At 61.6% G+C, this 16597-nt stretch carries 22 protein-coding genes; 3 read left to right on the top strand and 19 right to left on the bottom strand.

The genetic code is table 11. The features are described 5' to 3' along the window. Positions 1-37 precede the first annotated feature (37 nt). The 12 genes from RT460_RS14260 to arsH form a co-directional block, all read right to left on the bottom strand. Entirely contained in the window at positions 38-1441 is a 1404-nt protein-coding gene (locus RT460_RS14260; RefSeq protein WP_313319582.1) for a phage major capsid protein, read from the bottom strand. Between the two features lie 12 nt (positions 1442-1453). After that, the gene (locus tag RT460_RS14255; protein ID WP_313319581.1) at positions 1454-2317 is read right to left on the bottom strand and encodes a head maturation protease, ClpP-related; all 864 of its coding nucleotides are present in this window, start codon (positions 2315-2317) and stop codon (positions 1454-1456) included. 4 nt (positions 2318-2321) lie between these two features. Next, positions 2322-3608, bottom strand: coding sequence for a phage portal protein (locus RT460_RS14250; RefSeq protein ID WP_313319580.1), 1287 nt, complete (start codon positions 3606-3608; stop codon positions 2322-2324). Beyond that, positions 3605-5311, bottom strand: coding sequence for a terminase TerL endonuclease subunit (locus RT460_RS14245; RefSeq protein ID WP_313319579.1), 1707 nt, complete (start codon positions 5309-5311; stop codon positions 3605-3607). The genes RT460_RS14250 and RT460_RS14245 overlap by 4 nt, the downstream gene beginning before the upstream one ends. Positions 5312-5327: 16 nt before the next feature. Further along, entirely contained in the window at positions 5328-5747 is a 420-nt protein-coding gene (locus RT460_RS14240) for a P27 family phage terminase small subunit (RefSeq protein ID WP_313319578.1), read from the bottom strand. A gap of 543 nt (positions 5748-6290) precedes the next feature. Beyond that, complete coding sequence (locus RT460_RS14235) at positions 6291-6665, bottom strand: hypothetical protein (protein WP_313319577.1); 375 nt, start codon at positions 6663-6665, stop codon at positions 6291-6293. Positions 6666-7194: 529 nt separating this feature from the next. Continuing rightward, on the bottom strand, positions 7195-7653 hold the full coding sequence (locus tag RT460_RS14230; protein WP_313319576.1) for a lysis system i-spanin subunit Rz: 459 nt from the start codon (positions 7651-7653) through the stop codon (positions 7195-7197). Further along, on the bottom strand, positions 7650-7868 hold the full coding sequence (locus RT460_RS14225; protein WP_313319575.1) for a hypothetical protein: 219 nt from the start codon (positions 7866-7868) through the stop codon (positions 7650-7652). Before RT460_RS14225 ends, RT460_RS14230 begins: the two co-directional genes overlap by 4 nt. 491 nt (positions 7869-8359) lie before the next feature. Beyond that, on the bottom strand, positions 8360-8683 hold the full coding sequence (locus RT460_RS14220) for a hypothetical protein (protein WP_057626656.1): 324 nt from the start codon (positions 8681-8683) through the stop codon (positions 8360-8362). Further along, complete coding sequence (locus RT460_RS14215) at positions 8683-9114, bottom strand: structural protein P5 (protein WP_313319574.1); 432 nt, start codon at positions 9112-9114, stop codon at positions 8683-8685. The genes RT460_RS14220 and RT460_RS14215 overlap by 1 nt, the downstream gene beginning before the upstream one ends. A gap of 405 nt (positions 9115-9519) precedes the next feature. Further along, on the bottom strand, positions 9520-9942 hold the full coding sequence (arsC, locus tag RT460_RS14210; RefSeq protein ID WP_313319573.1) for an arsenate reductase (glutaredoxin): 423 nt from the start codon (positions 9940-9942) through the stop codon (positions 9520-9522). Next, a complete protein-coding gene (gene arsH, locus RT460_RS14205; RefSeq protein ID WP_313319572.1) occupies positions 9939-10679 on the bottom strand; it encodes an arsenical resistance protein ArsH in 741 nt (246 codons plus the stop codon). Before arsH ends, arsC begins: the two co-directional genes overlap by 4 nt. A 38-nt stretch (positions 10680-10717) precedes the next feature. Between arsH and RT460_RS14200 the strand changes: the two genes are divergently transcribed. Then, positions 10718-11035 carry a metalloregulator ArsR/SmtB family transcription factor gene (locus tag RT460_RS14200; RefSeq protein ID WP_313319571.1) on the top strand — a complete coding sequence of 106 codons (318 nt, stop codon included), beginning with the start codon at positions 10718-10720 and terminating at the stop codon, positions 11033-11035. Beyond that, the gene (gene arsB / locus RT460_RS14195; RefSeq protein ID WP_313319570.1) at positions 11032-12084 is read left to right on the top strand and encodes an ACR3 family arsenite efflux transporter; all 1053 of its coding nucleotides are present in this window, start codon (positions 11032-11034) and stop codon (positions 12082-12084) included. Before RT460_RS14200 ends, arsB begins: the two co-directional genes overlap by 4 nt. An 80-nt stretch (positions 12085-12164) precedes the next feature. Here the strand turns inward: arsB and RT460_RS14190 are convergent, their stop codons facing one another. The 6 genes from RT460_RS14190 to RT460_RS14165 all read right to left on the bottom strand — a co-directional run bounded on the left by RT460_RS14190 (position 12165) and on the right by RT460_RS14165 (position 15720). Next, positions 12165-12785 carry a hypothetical protein gene (locus RT460_RS14190; RefSeq protein ID WP_313319569.1) on the bottom strand — a complete coding sequence of 207 codons (621 nt, stop codon included), beginning with the start codon at positions 12783-12785 and terminating at the stop codon, positions 12165-12167. After that, positions 12782-13156, bottom strand: a complete 375-nt coding sequence (locus RT460_RS14185) for a Ref family recombination enhancement nuclease (RefSeq protein WP_313319568.1) — start codon at positions 13154-13156, stop codon at positions 12782-12784. Before RT460_RS14185 ends, RT460_RS14190 begins: the two co-directional genes overlap by 4 nt. After that, entirely contained in the window at positions 13156-13737 is a 582-nt protein-coding gene (locus RT460_RS14180; RefSeq protein ID WP_313319567.1) for a hypothetical protein, read from the bottom strand. The genes RT460_RS14185 and RT460_RS14180 overlap by 1 nt, the downstream gene beginning before the upstream one ends. Next, on the bottom strand, positions 13712-14599 hold the full coding sequence (locus RT460_RS14175; RefSeq protein WP_313319566.1) for a helix-turn-helix domain-containing protein: 888 nt from the start codon (positions 14597-14599) through the stop codon (positions 13712-13714). Before RT460_RS14175 ends, RT460_RS14180 begins: the two co-directional genes overlap by 26 nt. A gap of 147 nt (positions 14600-14746) precedes the next feature. Continuing rightward, entirely contained in the window at positions 14747-15085 is a 339-nt protein-coding gene (locus RT460_RS14170) for a hypothetical protein (protein ID WP_313319565.1), read from the bottom strand. Further along, on the bottom strand, positions 15082-15720 hold the full coding sequence (locus tag RT460_RS14165; protein WP_313319564.1) for a hypothetical protein: 639 nt from the start codon (positions 15718-15720) through the stop codon (positions 15082-15084). The genes RT460_RS14170 and RT460_RS14165 overlap by 4 nt, the downstream gene beginning before the upstream one ends. Positions 15721-15809: 89 nt before the next feature. Here RT460_RS14165 and RT460_RS14160 point away from each other — a divergent pair, with 89 nt between their 5' ends. Then, the gene (locus tag RT460_RS14160) at positions 15810-16088 is read left to right on the top strand and encodes a hypothetical protein (protein ID WP_313319563.1); all 279 of its coding nucleotides are present in this window, start codon (positions 15810-15812) and stop codon (positions 16086-16088) included. A gap of 35 nt (positions 16089-16123) precedes the next feature. Here the strand turns inward: RT460_RS14160 and RT460_RS14155 are convergent, their stop codons facing one another. Further along, positions 16124-16594 (bottom strand): hypothetical protein, encoded by a 471-nt coding sequence (locus RT460_RS14155; protein ID WP_313319562.1) that lies wholly within the window; start codon positions 16592-16594, stop codon positions 16124-16126. Positions 16595-16597 lie beyond the last annotated feature (3 nt).

Raw genomic sequence — 16597 nt, 5'->3', positions numbered from 1 at the left:
TGCGCTGTGGCAGGCCGGGTTGCTCTGGAACGGTGGATTAAGCGACGTTGCCCAGGTCGCCGTAGATGAAGGCTTCCGGGCGGTACACGGCCAGAGCCAGGCGCTCTTCAGCCAGGATCGTCACCAGGTTCTTGACGAAGTCGTCCTCGTTCTCGGTGGCCACCTCGACGCGCGCCTGCCAGCGGTCGAACACCTGAGCGCCAAGCTTGAACGCGCCGGTCAGGAACTTGTCCTCGGCAATGGCCTGAGTGGTCACCACCGGCAGGTTCCACAGGGTGGCGCCGATGACGCCCTGCGGGTTGCCGATGATGTAACGGCCCGTGGTGTCCTTCTCCAGCTCGACACGCGCCCAGTCGATGGGGTTCATCACGATGCCGCTGGCCGGGAACTCTGCCAACTGGGCCTGCAGCATGGCCAAGCGGATCTTGTCGATCACGGTGGCGTCGGCCAGGGCGATCGGATCAACGTAGGCCGTGGCCTGCGGGATGATGCCCAACAGGTTCTGGCCCGTGCCGTCGCCATTGAGCAGCTGCTGCTCTTCCTTGAAGGCCAGTCCGTAGCGCAGGCGACCGTCGATGTAGCTGGCCAGCTGCGAGGCATCGCTGAGGATCTGGCGCGATGCCTTCATGTAGTGCGCAATCACTTTGGCCGTGGTGCTCACCAGATCGAACTTCAGGGTGGACTCCGGCTTCTTAGCACCTTCGGCGACCGGCGCAGCGTTGTTGGTGAAACCGGTCTCCTTCACGTACTCCAGCGTGTTGCCGTCCATACGGCCCGGGGTGATCAGGTCACGCACCGTCAGACGGCGATTGGACGGCGCGATAACGCTCGGCAGGCGGGTAGTGGTGACCAGGTCGCCGGCCGCGCCATCGGTGTCCGTGGTGACCGAAGTGATTGCAGCACTGAAGGTCATGTCGACGCGACCGCGCGGGGTGGTCCTGGCCGCAAAGGCCTGGAACTCGTCCCCGTTCACGAACTGCTGGCCAAACGTCTGGTGCTGCACGTCACCACCGGCACCGTTGGCCTCGATCTTGGCCAGCTTCTGCTCGGCGGCCTGGAGGTTGGCCTGCAGCTCACCCTGCTTGGTAAACATTTCGTCGACCTTGGCGCGGGTTTCGGACGACAGCTCGGAGTTCTTCGCGGCCACTTCCGCGTAGGACTTCAGCTGGTCACCGACAGTTTTCAGGTCGGCACTGACCTGCTTGTACTGCTTTTCGACATCCTCGCCGACATCGCCGAACTGCGAGTGGCAACGGAACTGCCGGCCGGCACTGGGCTTGATCAGCATGGATGCCAGAGCAACCACGCCTGCACTACCCAGCAAACTCAGCCCGATGACGGGCAGGGACAGGTTCGCGGTTGCGCCGACCAACAGGGGAATCGCCGAGGCGATGGCGAGAACGACCAGATAGAAGGTCGCGGAAAGCTTCATGGACTTCATTGGGTGTTGCTCCTATTGCGGGAGGTTGAACGACAGGCGAGGCAGGGGATCTGCCTGCACACGGATGGCCTTCTGGCCTTTATCGGTGGGATCGCCCCCACCGCTGCCAGCGGGATCGCCCCGGCTGGACTTGATTTCACTGATCAGACGCATGGCTTCCGATTTCGGCATGCCGGTGGCGCGCAAGCCCGCTTCAACGCGACGGACCGCCGAGGCGCTCTCCTTGCTGGCACCCTTCTCCACCTGGTCGGAAGCAAGCAGTTCGTCGGCGAACCCGTCCTCCACAGCGGAGGCGCCGCCGATCCACGTCTCGGCGTCCATTAGCTTGGACATGGCCTTCTGCTCCGCGCCGGTGCGAGCGGCGTAGATGCTGGCCATCGCGTCATCGAAGGGCTTGAGGGTTGCGGCCACGTCGGCGAGGTCATGGCGATTGCCCACAGCAACAACCCAGGCGTTGTGGATCATCAGGAAGCCGGCGCGCGCGATCTGGACGGTGTCACCGGCCATTGCGATGACGGATGCAGCCGATGCCGCGAGACCCAGCACTTTCACGGTGACCTCGCCCTCGTGCTCGCGCAGGAGGTTGTAGATCGCGAGGCCTTCGAACATGTCGCCGCCGGGGCTGTTGATGTTGACCGTGACCGGTCCTTTCCCCATCCCACGCAGGGATGCCGCGATGCGCTTGGCGGTCACGCCTTCTCCCGTCCAATAGTCGTAGCCGATCACGTCGTAGATGCTGATGGACCGATCCGCTTCGGTCTCGGAGGCCGCCCTGACGCCGGCCTCCCAGCGGTCAAGTGCGCGCGGTTGGATCTGGCTGCTGACAGCGGCGCAGGGGCGACCCTCCGGGACACCCGGCAGCGTCTTGATCGTCATGTGGTCAGTCCTTCTTGTCGTCGTCGAAACCGAGGAACCCGCGGATCGCGGCCCTGGCTTGGTTTACATCGGAAGCCTGGCCAACGCTGTCCAGCGTGGTCATGGCGGATTGCACGGTTAGCACGGCGGCATTCCCGCCCATCGGGGCCCGGTCCTCCAGCGCTCGCACCTCATCGCGGGTGAGAATGCCCTTATCGACCATCACCCCATAGAACGCAGCACGGCCAGCGCTATCTGCACGCAGTAGACCTTCAACCGTGAATTTTGGGTAGAACCTTATCCGCTCGGCTGGCGTCATCAGGTCCTTGCTGATGGCCTGTTCAATCCGTCGAAGCCAAGGGCTCAGCGTGAATGTCAGGAAGCCGATCATCTGTTGCTCGATGCCAGTGCCCCAACTGGTTGATTTTTCGGTGTGCCCTACCATCCATGGCGGCACGCGGAACCAGCGACAGATGGACTCAACAGCGAAAGAACGCGATTCCAAAAGCTGCGCGTCGGCTGGGTTGATGCCGAGAGTGTCTGCTTCGGTGCCACCTTCCAGCAGCGGCGTCTCGCCGCGCTCAATCGTCCCTAGCAAGTTCTTCTTGAAATCTGCCCGCTGTTCGGGCTTCAGGAAGGTATTGATCTTGTAGTAGACGGTCTGCAGAAGGCCATTTTTGAACGTGCGTGCCGCAGCCCGATCAGCCGCGATCGCACTCCCGAACACCTTGGCACCATAGGCGATCACCGAGACCCCGTTCTCCCCATCCAGCGTGAAACCTGGAATTCTCCAGATTCGATTCGCAGGAATCACTCGAGGCGTTCCGTTCGAGCGCTTGTAGGTATATACCTTGTTTCCGCTGGCATCCTGGGTCACCGTCAACCTGCCCGGGTCCAGGAACTGCAAGCCAATGACTCGCTGCCCCGCGTAGAGCTTTTCCGCATGCGCGTTGCCGCGCAGCAGCATTGCGACGATCATGGCCTCCCAGAAGATCGCAGCCGTTGAATCGCCATTTGGCTGGTCATGCACCACGAAATGGAGCGGGTGACCGCTTGCCACCTGTTTTCCGCTGCTGGTGCGCTCGTAGATCGACAGCGGCAAGGTCGCGATCGTCTCCGAGATCAAACGCACACACGCCCAGACCGCATCGACCTGGAGCACCGCACGCGGCGTAACCGAAACGCCCGCTTCGCTGAGCATGTCTCGGTCAACGTATAGTTCCTCATCCCTCGTCGTGAAGGAACGCACCCAGCCATCAATTGCCGCGGCGATACGACCCATGATGCCGGCTCTCGGCGGGTTTCTTTTCACCTTGCTTTCCTCACGGGATCGTTTAGCCAGTCGTCCATATTTCCTTCCTCGGTCGAGTCCGCCGGAATGCTCAGGCCAATCGCCATAAGGAGGGCTGTCATGTCATCGATCTTTTCCGGCGACTTGCGCTTGTCCGGCGCCATGTTCAAGTTCTGATCTCGCCGTACAACAAGGTTCGAGGCGCACCACGTCAACACCGGGTCTTCGCTGTAAACCAAGCGTCCCGCGACGTACGCCATTTCCATTTCCCGAATGGCGGGGTGGTAGGACTTCGGGCCTTGAATGAACTCCACCATCGGCACTTCCGCCTTTACCAAGCGGCTGACCATCTCTGTCGCGTTCCAGCGGTCAAACGCCATTGCCTGGAGATTGAAGCGCTCCTTGACATCCAGAATCGCTGCTTCAATCACGGAGTAGTCAGTAACCTCGCCTTCGGTCTGCTCCATATGGCCGGCGGCAACCCAGCCTGGGTAAGGCACCGTCCCTCGTTCTCCGCGCGATTTCACTGCCTCTTCCGGCACCCAGCGCCTACCCCAAGTGAGAATTCGGTCTTCAACACGCCAGACCAACCGCATGGAGGTCAAATCGGTAGTGCTCGCTAGATCGAGGCCTCCCCAACATGGGATATCTCGCAATCGATCCAAGTCAACCAACCCCGCGCACTTCTTCCATTTCGGCAGAAGAATGAATCCGTTCGCCTGTGATGCCGGCCGGTTCAGCCGTTTGATCTGGAACTCGGCCAGCTTGGACGGCATCGCCTTGGCTTCGACCGATTCCTTGCGAATCGCATCCAGGAGCTTGGGATTAACATCCAAGAGCGGATTGGCTTTGAACCAAGACGCCTCATCGAAATCCCTGTCGTCCTTGTCCACCGCGTAGAACACGGCCAAATAGTGATCGGCGGTGTCCTTGAAGACACCTTCCAGCAACTGCTTGGCAAACTGGCGTATTTCAGCCCAAGGCCCAGGGTTGGTGTAGCCCTCGGTCGTGGTGAACAGCCACAGCGGGTTGCCGCGTGCACCAGCCGCAGACTGCAGAACGTTCAGCAGATCAGGCGTCTTGTGCGCGTGGATTTCGTCCAGCCCCACGTGTGATGGGTTCAAGCCGTCCTGGGTGCTGGCCTTCGCATGCACCGGCTTGAAGCTGGCACCGATTTCCACTCGGCTGATCGACTTAGCCCACGTTTCCAGCCCGTACTGCTCGCGCAGGTCTGGGGTCTTCTCCACCATGCGTTTGGCGACGTTGAAGATGATCGACGCCTGCGAATACGTCGTGGCTGCCGAAATGACCTGGGCGCCTTCCTCGTTTTCGCAGCATTCGCAGTACAGCAGAATGGCCGCCGCCAGCGTGGACTTCGCATTCTTTCGTGCCACCGCGAACAGCGCCGAGGTGAACCGCCGGACCGAGGCGGGCGAAGAGGCCTGCGTTACATTGCCGTCCGGCTTGCGGAACCCGAACAGCTGCACGAGGAAGAACACATGGGAGGCATGCAGCCGGATTTCCGGCGTCTCCCACTTGCCCTCGACGTGAGGCAACAACTCGATCCAACCGCAGACGTGGTTGGCGTGCTCGGGCGAGAAGTAGAACGGCGCGCCCTTCTTCTTCGCCCGCTTCAGATCATTGAGGAAACGCTTCGCGGCGAGTTGGATCAGCCTGCCGTAGCGCTTGCCCTTGTTCGCTGCCGCATCGGTGGCATAGGCCACGGCCACATCAACGTAGTCACCTGGTGCCGGGCTGGCCGAGTGCCCCGAACTTGTTCCCCGGCTTTTCCGTGCCGCCATTTGGCTTCACCTTCCCTTGTGCAACGGGGGTAAGCCCGAAGTCATTCATAAGTCCGCGCAGCTGGGCGACCATCGAAGCGACCGGAGCCTCGCCTGCCGCATAGAGCTGCACTGTCTTGCCATGCAGGGCGCATAGCTGTCCGAGGGCAGATAGACCGGCCTCAGTCAGCAACTTGTTGGCGTGGAGAATGGGGGCCAACCGCTCCCACTCCTTGCGCGCGTGCGCATTCGGGAGCCAATCGGGCGGCGGCGGTATGTCTTCGACCAAGGGAAGATCGGAGGCCGGCGCCGGGTCACGGTCTGGCCGATCCGTGCCGGCCACCACTTTTAGCGATGTCGGTTTGCGGGGACGGGCCATGGGTACCTCAAAAACTGAATTTTCTGAATTGACGGTGCAAAAAAACCACTGGGCGGCCGGTGTCCGAGGTGTAAGCCTCCCGACTTTTTCCCCTCCCCCCGGGTCTATTGCGAATCATTCTCAATAACCATCATTTTTCGTAATTTATTGCGAACCACTCTCATTCCATCGCCTACCCGCTTGTCTATAGGCCTACATGGGTGGAGTCGGACTCCACTCGACGTCTCACTCCGCGTGCAGCCTCTTGCGCAGTCTTCTTTGCGTGGCAGTCACGGTTCATTGCCTGCAGGTTGCTCTCTGCATCCGTCCCACCCTCGGCTATGGGCACGATGTGATCGACCTCATCGGCCAGCAGTGGCAGTCCAGCGGCCTTGCAGGCCAGACACTGACACAGGTAGCAGTCACGCTTGAGGACCGCATCACGTAGCCGGCGCCACGGCCTGCCGCCCCTCCCATTCCCATAGCTGGGCGGCTGCTGGCCGGGAGGCTCATAGACAGGTGCCATGCGCTGCATCGGCTTGTGGCTTGGTGCGAAGGAGGGCATCAGCTGAGTCCTTGTGTTTGGTCGCGCTCACGGCCCAGCGGCTCACCACTGAGGGACACGGATACGACGTTCTGCACTTCGCCCAAGTCGTCGTCAGCCAGCGCCTCAATCAGCTGATCCAGCTTCGTTTCGATCCGGCCGAGTTGCCCCTTCATCAGGTCGATGGCTTCCTGCTTGGCCATCCACCGCTCCAGCAGCGCGCGAACGCGGTTGATTGGGTACGGCGCCTTGTCATGGAGCCATGCGTAAGCTTTTGTCGCCCACGTGGGCTGCCGGCTGATGCAGGTGTGGACCTGCCCTGCCTTGGCCTTACCAGCCTGCGTAACAACCACTAGGCCCGATGGGACAGGAATCGCTGCCTTCTTGTCATGCACGACGGATTCTCCAAAAGAAAAGCCCCGGGATTGCCGGGGCCCATGGTTATTTGATTCGCTAGGTCGCTTACAGGCGACCGACCCGAACTACCTCATGTCACGCCATCATCTATCAGCAAATGGAAATTTGCCCCCTGACAGATTCTGTGCGACTGTAAAAACGCCGAAGGAATCGGCAATCGGACTTCGGCTAATAATCCATCGCTTCACTAGAAAAGGAGTTTTCTATGAAAGTTGTTGGTCTTGTTTCTGTCCTAGCTGCGGCGATTGCAGCCACAGTCGCCACCCTTCCTATCGCCGCTCCCGCCGTCGCCGGTCCCGGCGGGGGCAACCTGAGCACCTCATGCAGCCCTATTGGCGATGGTTGGTTGCGCTGCACCACGACCTTCTGCAATGAGACGGGATGCGTTGTGGTCGAGAGTTGGAATGCGCGCGTTGGCGAAGTAATCATCCATAAGTGAACGTTTCCGGCGCGGGGATATACTCCCGCGCCGGCTTTCGCTTCATCGAAACGCTTCGTTCCGAGCGCTCACTTCCTATCCTCGATGACTACCGCTTGGCAGGCTCGGACCTGATCGTCGGCGTCTCGCCCGATTCGAACAAGATCGCCCTGATCCTTTGCTCGTAGTTCGGCGAGCGCATCACGTTCGGCGGCGCCGGCTGCGGATTCGGACACGCGGTTGGTTTCACACGCTGCCCACTGCCGGCGCAGCTGGAGGTTGCCAGCACGCAGGTCAGCAACAACAGCAGCAGGGACGGCCTCGGTCGCTTCCCGGTCTTGTTCATGCTTCGCTCCGATCTTGGCCAGCTCCTGGCCTTCGGTCTGTTCCAGCGCGCGTGCACCCTGCTCTGCCAGCACTTGGCTGGTGAGCTGCTTCACTTCCTGCTTGCCGGCGGCAATGTCCGCACTACGATCGCGCCACTCCCGCCCCAGCAGGCAGCCAGCGAGGAACAGCAGGAGGCCCGCGAGGATATGGGCGCGGGTCATGCTGCAACCAGCTTTCGGCGGTCCAGCACGAAATCACCGTAGCCCGCTCCCCACCGGGTGTAGACCCAGAGCCGCCAGGCCATGGACGGCTTGGCCACGTCAAGGCGCACAAGGCCCAAGCTCACCAGCCTCCACCACGGCCACACCTGCGGGCCATGTGCCGGATGCAGATCGGGCTGGAAGTGGGCAAGACTGCCCCTCAAACGAATGCGCATCTCAAACCTCCAAATCGACAGCAACTGTGAATAGGTTCCCTAGGCGGAACCCCGATTGGGTTAATCTCTGCGCCCTTCTCCACCCAACACCCGGCCCAATGGAAAATGACGTCGAAGCGCGCCTTGCGGTCCTCGAATCCCAGGTTACCGAGCTAACAGAAAAGCTGCGGGCCGAACAGGGGAAGTCGAAGGCACTCACTTTGGCGATGTCCCAACTGGCCAGGTTCTGGGGTCTTTCTGGGGCGGGACCTTTGGCCATCCGCCTGACAACCGTTTACGAGGAGGCTATTCGGTCTGCGAAAAGCCAAGGAAGCGAGAAGCCGCTACACGAATCGTTCGAAAAGACTGGCAGGCAGATCTGCGAGGCGCTCTATCGGGCAACCCAAGACCGGCGGCAGTAGTCGTCCTTCAAGGGTCCATTCCTATGTCGCCGTGCCAGTGCGCCAGCGCGGCAACGGCCAGGCCGGCCAGCAGGCCTATGCCCAAGTACATCATGGCGGTTCGGGCGGGATCACCGCCCCCAGCCCACGGAGCAGGCCTTCCAGCGTCTGCACTCGCATGCGTAGCCGGTGCGCCTCTTCCTGCGCCTCACGCCGCAGCTTGATTTCCTCGTCCAACTGCGTACCCATCCGTGCCTGTGATTGCTCCAACCGGTCGATGCGTTCAGTCAGCCCGCTTACCAGGGTGACGTTGGCGTCCGTCTCAGTCCGCTCTTTCTTCCGGCTGTTGATGACGCCCCAGATCTCCCGCACGGCCCAGAGAGCGAAGGCGCCACCTGCAGCCCACCACGGCGCGGTCGTCGGATCACCGTCCATCAGGCCAGAGCCTGGCGCACGCCAGCCTCAATCACAGCCTCATCCCAGAACAGCCCGCCGTTCTCGTGTCGGGCAATGGCCGTAACCATGCGCTGCAGCGGCACCTGCTTGCTGAGGCTGACGATTTCACGGCTGCCCACCCCAACCTCCCGGGCCACCTGGGCGATGTACGCCTCAGTGTTGTTCTCCACCGGCGGCGCCCAACGGTTGATCATTTCCCGCACAGTCCGCAGTCCGTGCTTGTTCTGATAGGTCAGCAGCGTCCTGGCCAGCGCGCGGAAACCGGCCTGCGGCGTCTCGAACACACAGAAGCGCTTCTCGCTCGCCAGTGCCGCGGCACTACGGTCCTCACCGCGCCACACGATAGCCCCGCGGTCCAAGTTGCCCGGGTTGTTATTGCGGACCCCGCGCGGCTCCTGCTTGGCGTTCATGGGTGAATCCCCTGTATGGCAAAAGGTGCCCGTCACCGCAGCCCGGCTGGGCTCAGTCGTTGTTCCGGTGAGAGTGGACGGGCGTAGAAGGTCCGATCACCACCACTGCCTGGTGCGCAGGCCAGTCATGGCGATTCTGGCGCGCTTGCGCGCGGCACCGGCCCCAATCACCTCACGGCGAGCGGAGGAGCTTACGGGGCGATGGTGATCGGGTTGAAATAGAAAAGCCCGGCCTGTGCCGGGCTTAATCTCGCGATGTTAGGAATATAGCGCTGAAGGTGCGCAGGTATCACCTGCGCACTCTGTACTCCAAACCCGCATTCCCTCGTCCAAATAGCGCAACGGTTGACGGTGAATATCCTGCGCATTCAGTCCTCGCCGACGTTGGTCGCTGGTGAGCGAAGATCAGGGCACAGGCCTCTTCGCGCGCCCATCAATGACCACCTCGCCGTCTTCCTTTACGAAAGGACTAGCTACCACTGGCAGAATTGCCAGAACGGCTTCGGATGGGCGAGCAAGCCGCACACCCAAGTCTGTTTCCACGAACGGTCTGTTGATCAGGATGGGATGCGTCAACATGGCATCGATCAACTGATCGTCGGTAAGCTCCGCATCGTCCAGGCCAAGGTCAGCGTAGGGCGTTCCTTTCTGGCGGATTGCTTCCCTCACGGTCAATCCAGCCTTGCTGATGAGCTCAGCCAGTCGCGCCTTGGATGGCGTGTCGGTCAGATAGTCGACGATCACCGGCTCTATCCCCGCATGCCTGATCAGAGCCAGCACGTTCCTGGAGGTTCCGCAGCTGGGGTTGTGGTAGATGGTCGCCTTCATGCTCCGGCTCCTGCGGCCGCTTGAGGAGAATTGGCGCCCGAGGCCGCCGCAAGAGCCGCCACCGCGGCGTTGCCCTTGCGCTCACTGTAGCGATCAACAAGATAGTCACTGCGATCCCTGACCAGCAGTGTGAACTTCACCAGTTCCTCCATCACGTCGACGACCCGGTCGTAGTACGCAGATGGCTTCATCCGGCCATGTTCATCAAACTCCTGCCAGGCCTTCGGTACCGACGACTGGTTGGGGATGGTGATCATCCGCATCCAACGCCCCAGCACGCGCAACGCGTTCACCACATTGAAGGACTGCGAGCCCCCGCTGACCTGCATCACCGCGAGCGTGCGGCCTTGGGTGGGACGAATGCCGGCCTCCTCCAGCGGCAGCCAGTCGATCTGATTTTTCAGCACAGCGGTCAATGTCCCGTGCCGTTCGGGGCTGATCCAGACCTGGCCCTCGGACCACAGCGAGGCCTCGCGCAGTTCGCGCACCTTGGGATGATCGGCCGGCACCGCGTCCAGCATCGGCAGCTCATGGGGATCGAACAACAGGGTCTCGGCACCGAAGTGTTGCAGCAGGCGCTGTGCCTCCAAGGCCAGCTTGCGGCTATAAGACTGGGCGCGCAGCGAGCCGTAGAGGATCAGGATGCGCGGCCGGTGCTTGCTCGCTCTGACGATCTCAAGGTCGGAACTGGCGGGCTGCTGTAGAGAGCCGGCGTGGATATTGGGAAGGTCGAGCATGGGTTGTCCCTGTTAATCAATTCCATTATTCTAGTTCTATGGAACATAAGTCTGCAACGCTAGCACTAGCCGCTCTTGGTCATGGAACGCGGCTGTCGATCTACCGCCTGCTGGTCGAGGCTGGTCACGGTGGCAAGTTGGCCGGGGAGATCGCCCAGGCACTCACACTTCCCGGCGCCACACTGTCCTTTCACCTGAAGGAGCTCGCAGCCGCTGGCTTGGTCACGTCTGAGCAGCGCGGCCGCACCGTCTGTTATCGCGCCAATTTCGACGCGATGAACAGCCTGGTCGACTACCTGACCGAAAACTGCTGCGCAGGCGACCAATCCTGTAGCACTCCGAGGCGCTGCAAATGAGCAACAGGGCAGAGTCGCGTGCGGAGCGCATGTCATTCCTTGATCGCTTCCTGACCGTCTGGATCTTCCTGGCAATGGCGGTCGGCGTTGGCTTGGGCGCCGCGTTCCCGGGGCTCCAGCACCAAATTGACGCGCTGAGCATCGGCACCACCAACGTGCCAATCGCTATCGGTCTGATCCTGATGATGTTCCCTCCCCTCGCCAAGGTGGACTACGCGCAACTGGGCGTCGTGTTCAAGGACAAACGTGTGCTGGCGCTCTCGCTGGTCCAGAACTGGATAATAGGCCCGGCGCTGATGTTCGCCCTTGCGGTGATCTTCCTGCGCGACCAGCCCGGATACATGACTGGGCTCATCCTGATAGGGCTGGCCCGTTGCATCGCGATGGTGCTGGTCTGGAACCAGCTTGCAAAAGGTGACAACCAATACGTTGCCGGCTTGGTCGCTTTCAATTCCCTCTTTCAGATCGCGCTCTTCAGCGTCTACGCCTGGTTCTTTCTTTCCTGGTTGCCAATTGCGCTAGGGCTGCAGGGCGTGGTGCTCGATGTTGGCTTCTGGCCGGTTGCCGAGGCAGTTCTGATCTACCTCGGCATTCCCTTTGCCGCTGGATATCTGGTACGCCGAGCGTTGACCACGTCGAAGGGGCTGCAATGGTACGAGCACAGTTTTGTGCCCGCCATTGGGCCGATAACGTTGGGGGCCTTGTTGTTCACGATCGTGGTGATGTTCGCCATGAAGGGCGGCGACGTGGTCCGGCTACCGTGGGATGTGCTTCGAATTGCTATCCCGTTGGCAATCTACTTCCTGGTCCAGTTCACCGTCAGCTTCTTCATGGGCAAGCTGATCGCCAAGGATTACCCACGCACGACAGCCATCGCCTTTACTGCAGCTGGCAACAACTTCGAACTGGCTATTGCGGTGGCTGTAGCTGCCTTCGGCATCAGCTCGCCGGTAGCGTTCGCTGCCGTCATAGGTCCACTGATCGAAGTGCCTGTACTCATTGTTCTGGTGAACGTCGCGCTGCGCCTTAAGCAACGCTGTTTCAAATAGCGCTGGGAAAATTGATGCATGCAAGCTGAGCGCCGATGTTCGAAGAAGGGTCACACAGGCGGAGCCTGCGCGGCCCAATCTCAGAGGCCATCCCGGGCGCCCGAGCGTACAACCTGCAATAAGCAGCGAGCTGCGCTTTGCTCAGCCTCAATCAACTGCGTCAACAGCCAATCTACTACGGATGCCCATACCTGACGGTACGCGGATTCGCTCACCCCCATAGCAGCCGCGCGCTCGCGGTTGCTCAAGCGCTCGCCCTTCATGAAGCCTATCGCGACAGCCGCGATCTGCGGGAAACGCTCCTCCAAGCGTTCCGGAAACAACTGATCGCGGGCAACCGCAGCGCGCGCCTTCAGTACTTCAAGGTTTCGTCGGGACGCTTCGTCGCGCTCACGGTGGAACTTAGCCATGCACTCCGCGATACCCCATATGGTGCGGGCGTCAAAGTAACCCTTTGAGCGACGGTTCCGCTCTTCCATAGCCAGTCGAGTGATTGCCTCCAGCACCTTGACGATTTGATTACGGCTTGGATTCGGCCCGTGCAAGAGCTCCATCAAGTCCCGGCCGATTCCACCGGGCACCATCCCCAGCGCGGCTGCAATGTCGATGTTGGTAAGGGAACCGGCCACCGCACCCGTTCCAACATCCATCCGGATCGTGGTCGGATTCAACCTTGCCAGCAGTTCTCGCACGTCGGTCATGCTGCTCTCCTTAGTTCATTCACGTGGGTCTGTTGCTCGATCAAGTCGTCGTCGCTGCCGTAGGTCTCGTGGAACACCCGAGAGCCGTCCATCAGGCTCGGGCCGTAGATTGCCCGGGTCTGGACCAAGGTCTTGCCCTCATTGGGATGCCGGCGGTGGTGCCACACACAGAGTGCATAGCCGAACATGTGGCCGCGGCGCCGGTTCCCGCTCTTGGCGTGGTTGTAGTCGCAGCCGTAGACCACACGATGCGAGGACAGAAGGCCGGCCATCTTGAGCACCAGGCAGGCCATGCACGGGCCAACCTTCGCCCGCTCGATGCGCTCAGCCTCAGCTGTAGTCGGGGTGCCGGTGGAGTGCTGCATCGCCATCAGTCGAACCCCAATTCCTGGGCAGCGCGCGCCATCGCGGCTGCTGCAGATTCCCGGTTGGAGACACAGGGTGACGCTGGCCTCTCATGGACAAGCGCCGGGACGGCAGCCGGCAGCGCGCCACCGGCAGAGACATGCTGCAGCGCCTGGCTGTAGGCCGCAGCCACCATTCGGGATTGCTGGTAGCCATCGGCAACGTTAAACGCATGCAAATCCATCAGCGAACGCACCAGCACTGCCAACGGGCTACGGTCCTGCCCGGGGCGCAGCTCCTGCTCCACCTGCGCCAGCGACGGCAGACCCAGGCACAGCGCGCGGAACTTCGAGGGGTTCGGCGGCCACTCCAGGCCCAACCGCATGCACGCTGCCATCCCCTCGCCCAACTGCCGCGGCAGCAACCCTTTCAGCGCCAGCGCCCAGGTCTCACCCGCAACGGTCAAAGGGCCATCTGCGCTGGCCGGCGCCAAGCCGTTGTCACGCTTCCACTTGCCCGGGAACATCGCCTCCATGCGCTCCCACAAGTTCCACAGCGCATCCATTGCGCGCTGACTGGGTTCAGCCGACAACGGCGCACTCGCCATCGATGACCTCACCTGCCTGCTGGCCTCGTCCTGCTCCGCTTGCGCGGCCAGCGTTGCCACCGCCGTGACGGCGCTCGTACTCGGCTCGGAGCTCGGAGACTCCGGCGGCAGAACCCTGTGGATGATTTCCATGGACGTTTGCTCCTGGCTTCGGGATGACGGGCAGCGCAAGGCCTGCAGCCATTGCGTCGCGGAGGGATTGGTTTGGGTCGCCGCCCGCAGCGGCGATCGATTTCAACGTTGGCAGGATCTGCAGCCAGCCCTGTACCGACAGCGTCCGGCTCGACACCCGTCGATGGCGCACAAACTGGGCTAGCACCTCGTGATCGATCCAGTCCGGCAGCGAACCAAGTGGCGAGATCTCGCGATCGATGTCAGCCGTGGTGAGCTCGCTTCCACACACGCGGTGTGTGTTCTGACGGTTCCCTTTAGGTTCTGACGGTTCCGTGTCCCGTTTTTGGGACTGTTTCGCGGAAAAACGGGACTGTTTGGAGGGAAAAACGGGACTCTTTCCAGCGCTTTTTGGGACTGTTCCGTTTTCGGAACTGTTCCGCTTTTGGGACTGTTCCGTTTTCGGTACCGTTTCGATCTGTTGACCTGCGAGCAGCCGGTAGACGATCACCTGCTTCGTATCGCCCATGCGTCGGCCGCTGTCTTCGATAAAGCCCAACTCACGCAGACGCACCAGGTTGGCAAGAACCGTCTTGCGGTCCTGCCCTGTCGCCTCGGCCAGATAGGCCACCGAGGGGTATGCAAGCCATGTGTCGCCGCTGGCGCAGTTTGCCAGCACCGTCAGCACGAACTTGGCCGAGGAATGCTTGATCGGCAGCTTCAATGCCCAGGTGATCGCTTCCACGCTCATGGCGACGGTCTCGTGTGCTGATGCGGCTCTGCTCTGTGTTTCACGCCATGACTCCTACAACCACCTGCATTACCCGCATCCCTCAACCGTGCAGGAGTTCGGCTGTCCCACCAGGAGCTACCCGGCGGTTAGAGGGGCGGGATTCGGTTAGGGGCGCTTGCGCGCCTCCGCTGCTTTCTTCTCGTCGGCCTTTGCCAACGCGGCGTTGCGTTCGAACTTCGAGATCTGCTCTTTCAGCGCACGGACCCGAGTGGCGTGGACGTAGGCGGCGTAGCCGCGCGGCGAACCATTCGCCTCCACCTCCGCCAGCCTTTCGCGGTACTCAGCGGCGAGCCGGGTCAGGTACACAGAGCGGAGTTCGTCCCACTGATGGGGAGGCTTCCCCTCAGCGCGACGGCGTTTATCCAGCTCTCCCCGCAGCTCTGCCACCGTGAAGCCGTGCAACGCGTATCGCTTGCGCGTGGAAATTGGTTGGGGGGGCGTCACTTGTCACCACCCAACAGCCCGACGAAGCGGCGCTGAATCGTCAGGGCGGCGATCACCACATCGTTGCAGCGCTCAATGATCCCGCGCGCGTGAGGACGGTCCCGCTCATCGATGACGCCGTCAGCTGTGGCCGGGGTCAACGCAGATACCAACGAACCGAACTCGGTCATCAGGTTGCCAATGCCGGCGGTGTCCGCATCTGCAGCGATCAGCGCCAACCGAATTGGCAGCAGACCGCGGCGCCCAGCCAAGTCCCGCTCGCAGTCACTGCGGTAAGGCTCAGGCAGGCTCAGCACCCACGCGTCTTCCAGGTCAGCCGGAAGTGTTTTGACCGTGCCATCCATGTAGCGGCGTATCGCCTGGCCGTTGGCCTTGAGTGCATCAGCCAGATCGTCGCCCTGCCCCATCCGCAGTGGCACGGCCTTCTTGTCGTGCCGGTGCGGGGCGGTCATTGCGAAATACTGCTCAGCAACGTGCATAGCGAAGCTGTTGGCGTTCATCGCCGTTTCGTTGAGCATCTTCTCCGTGTAGGCGTAGATCACCTGCTGGCGCGAAGGCAGAAATTGCCTCCCCAGCTTCATGACTTCGCCGGTACCGGTCGCCAGACTGCTGCCCATGGAAGGAATCGAACTCATCTCAATGGACCCTCTGGGCCGGCAGGCGGGAGCCGCCCTCGTTGCGGTAGGCTGCTGTTTCCACACGAACAACCCGCAAGGAGGGCGACATGGAGCTGACCGAACAGGACACGCCAGAGCTGGAGCTAGTCACGGGCTGGGCCATCGATATCGTTCCGATGTTGGGAGCGTCGGTCTTCACCTTCCGCTCCATTCGACTGGAGGCAGATGGCGAGAAAACGGCACCCGAACGAGACCTCGTTCCAATGACGCTGACGTTGGAGCAATTGGAGCTTTTAGAAAGAGAGTTGCCGAAGCTGCGCGCGGCAATGGTGCAAGCCGGCATTCGGAAAACCGGTGGAGCAGCAAGCGGCCCTCGCAAGAACTGAAGCTCGCTGCAATGGCATGCGTTTGGCATGACATTTCAGGCCACCTCAACAGACACGATGCGGTCGTCGTCCGGGTCCGCCGGCGGCACGTCCACCGCGGCAGCGGACTGGACTCCGAGCAGGCGCAGCACTTCCGGCACGGCGGGCAGCGCGCGCTCCTCCTCCCATCCTTCAACTTGCTGCAGCGGGAGCTGCAGGACAGTCGCCAACTGCTTGTCGCTGAACAGGCCCAGCCGGGCGCGCAGCGCGCGCTTGCTCATTCGTGTGTCTACCGCGTGTGCAAGCGACAACTCCTGCTCGAGGGGCGGCCAGATGTCCGGGCGCAGTTCCGTAAGGGACACCACGCCCCCGCTCTCAACGTGGAGCTGTCGCACCAAGCCACCATCGAAACGCTGGCCCTTGCTCAACGCCTTGCGCAGATAGCCGATCGTTGTGCCGCAGCGGGCTGCGTAGGCCGCTTGGTCTTCTGGGATGAGGGTCGAAAGATGCGCGCGGAGAGTGTCCATACG

This window comes from Stenotrophomonas sp. (assembly GCF_032061965.1).
In the GTDB taxonomy this organism is placed as follows: Bacteria; Pseudomonadota; Gammaproteobacteria; order Xanthomonadales; family Xanthomonadaceae; genus Stenotrophomonas.
The sequence above is the reverse complement of the archived record's forward strand: the minus strand, read 5'-3'. Positions and strand labels throughout refer to the sequence as shown.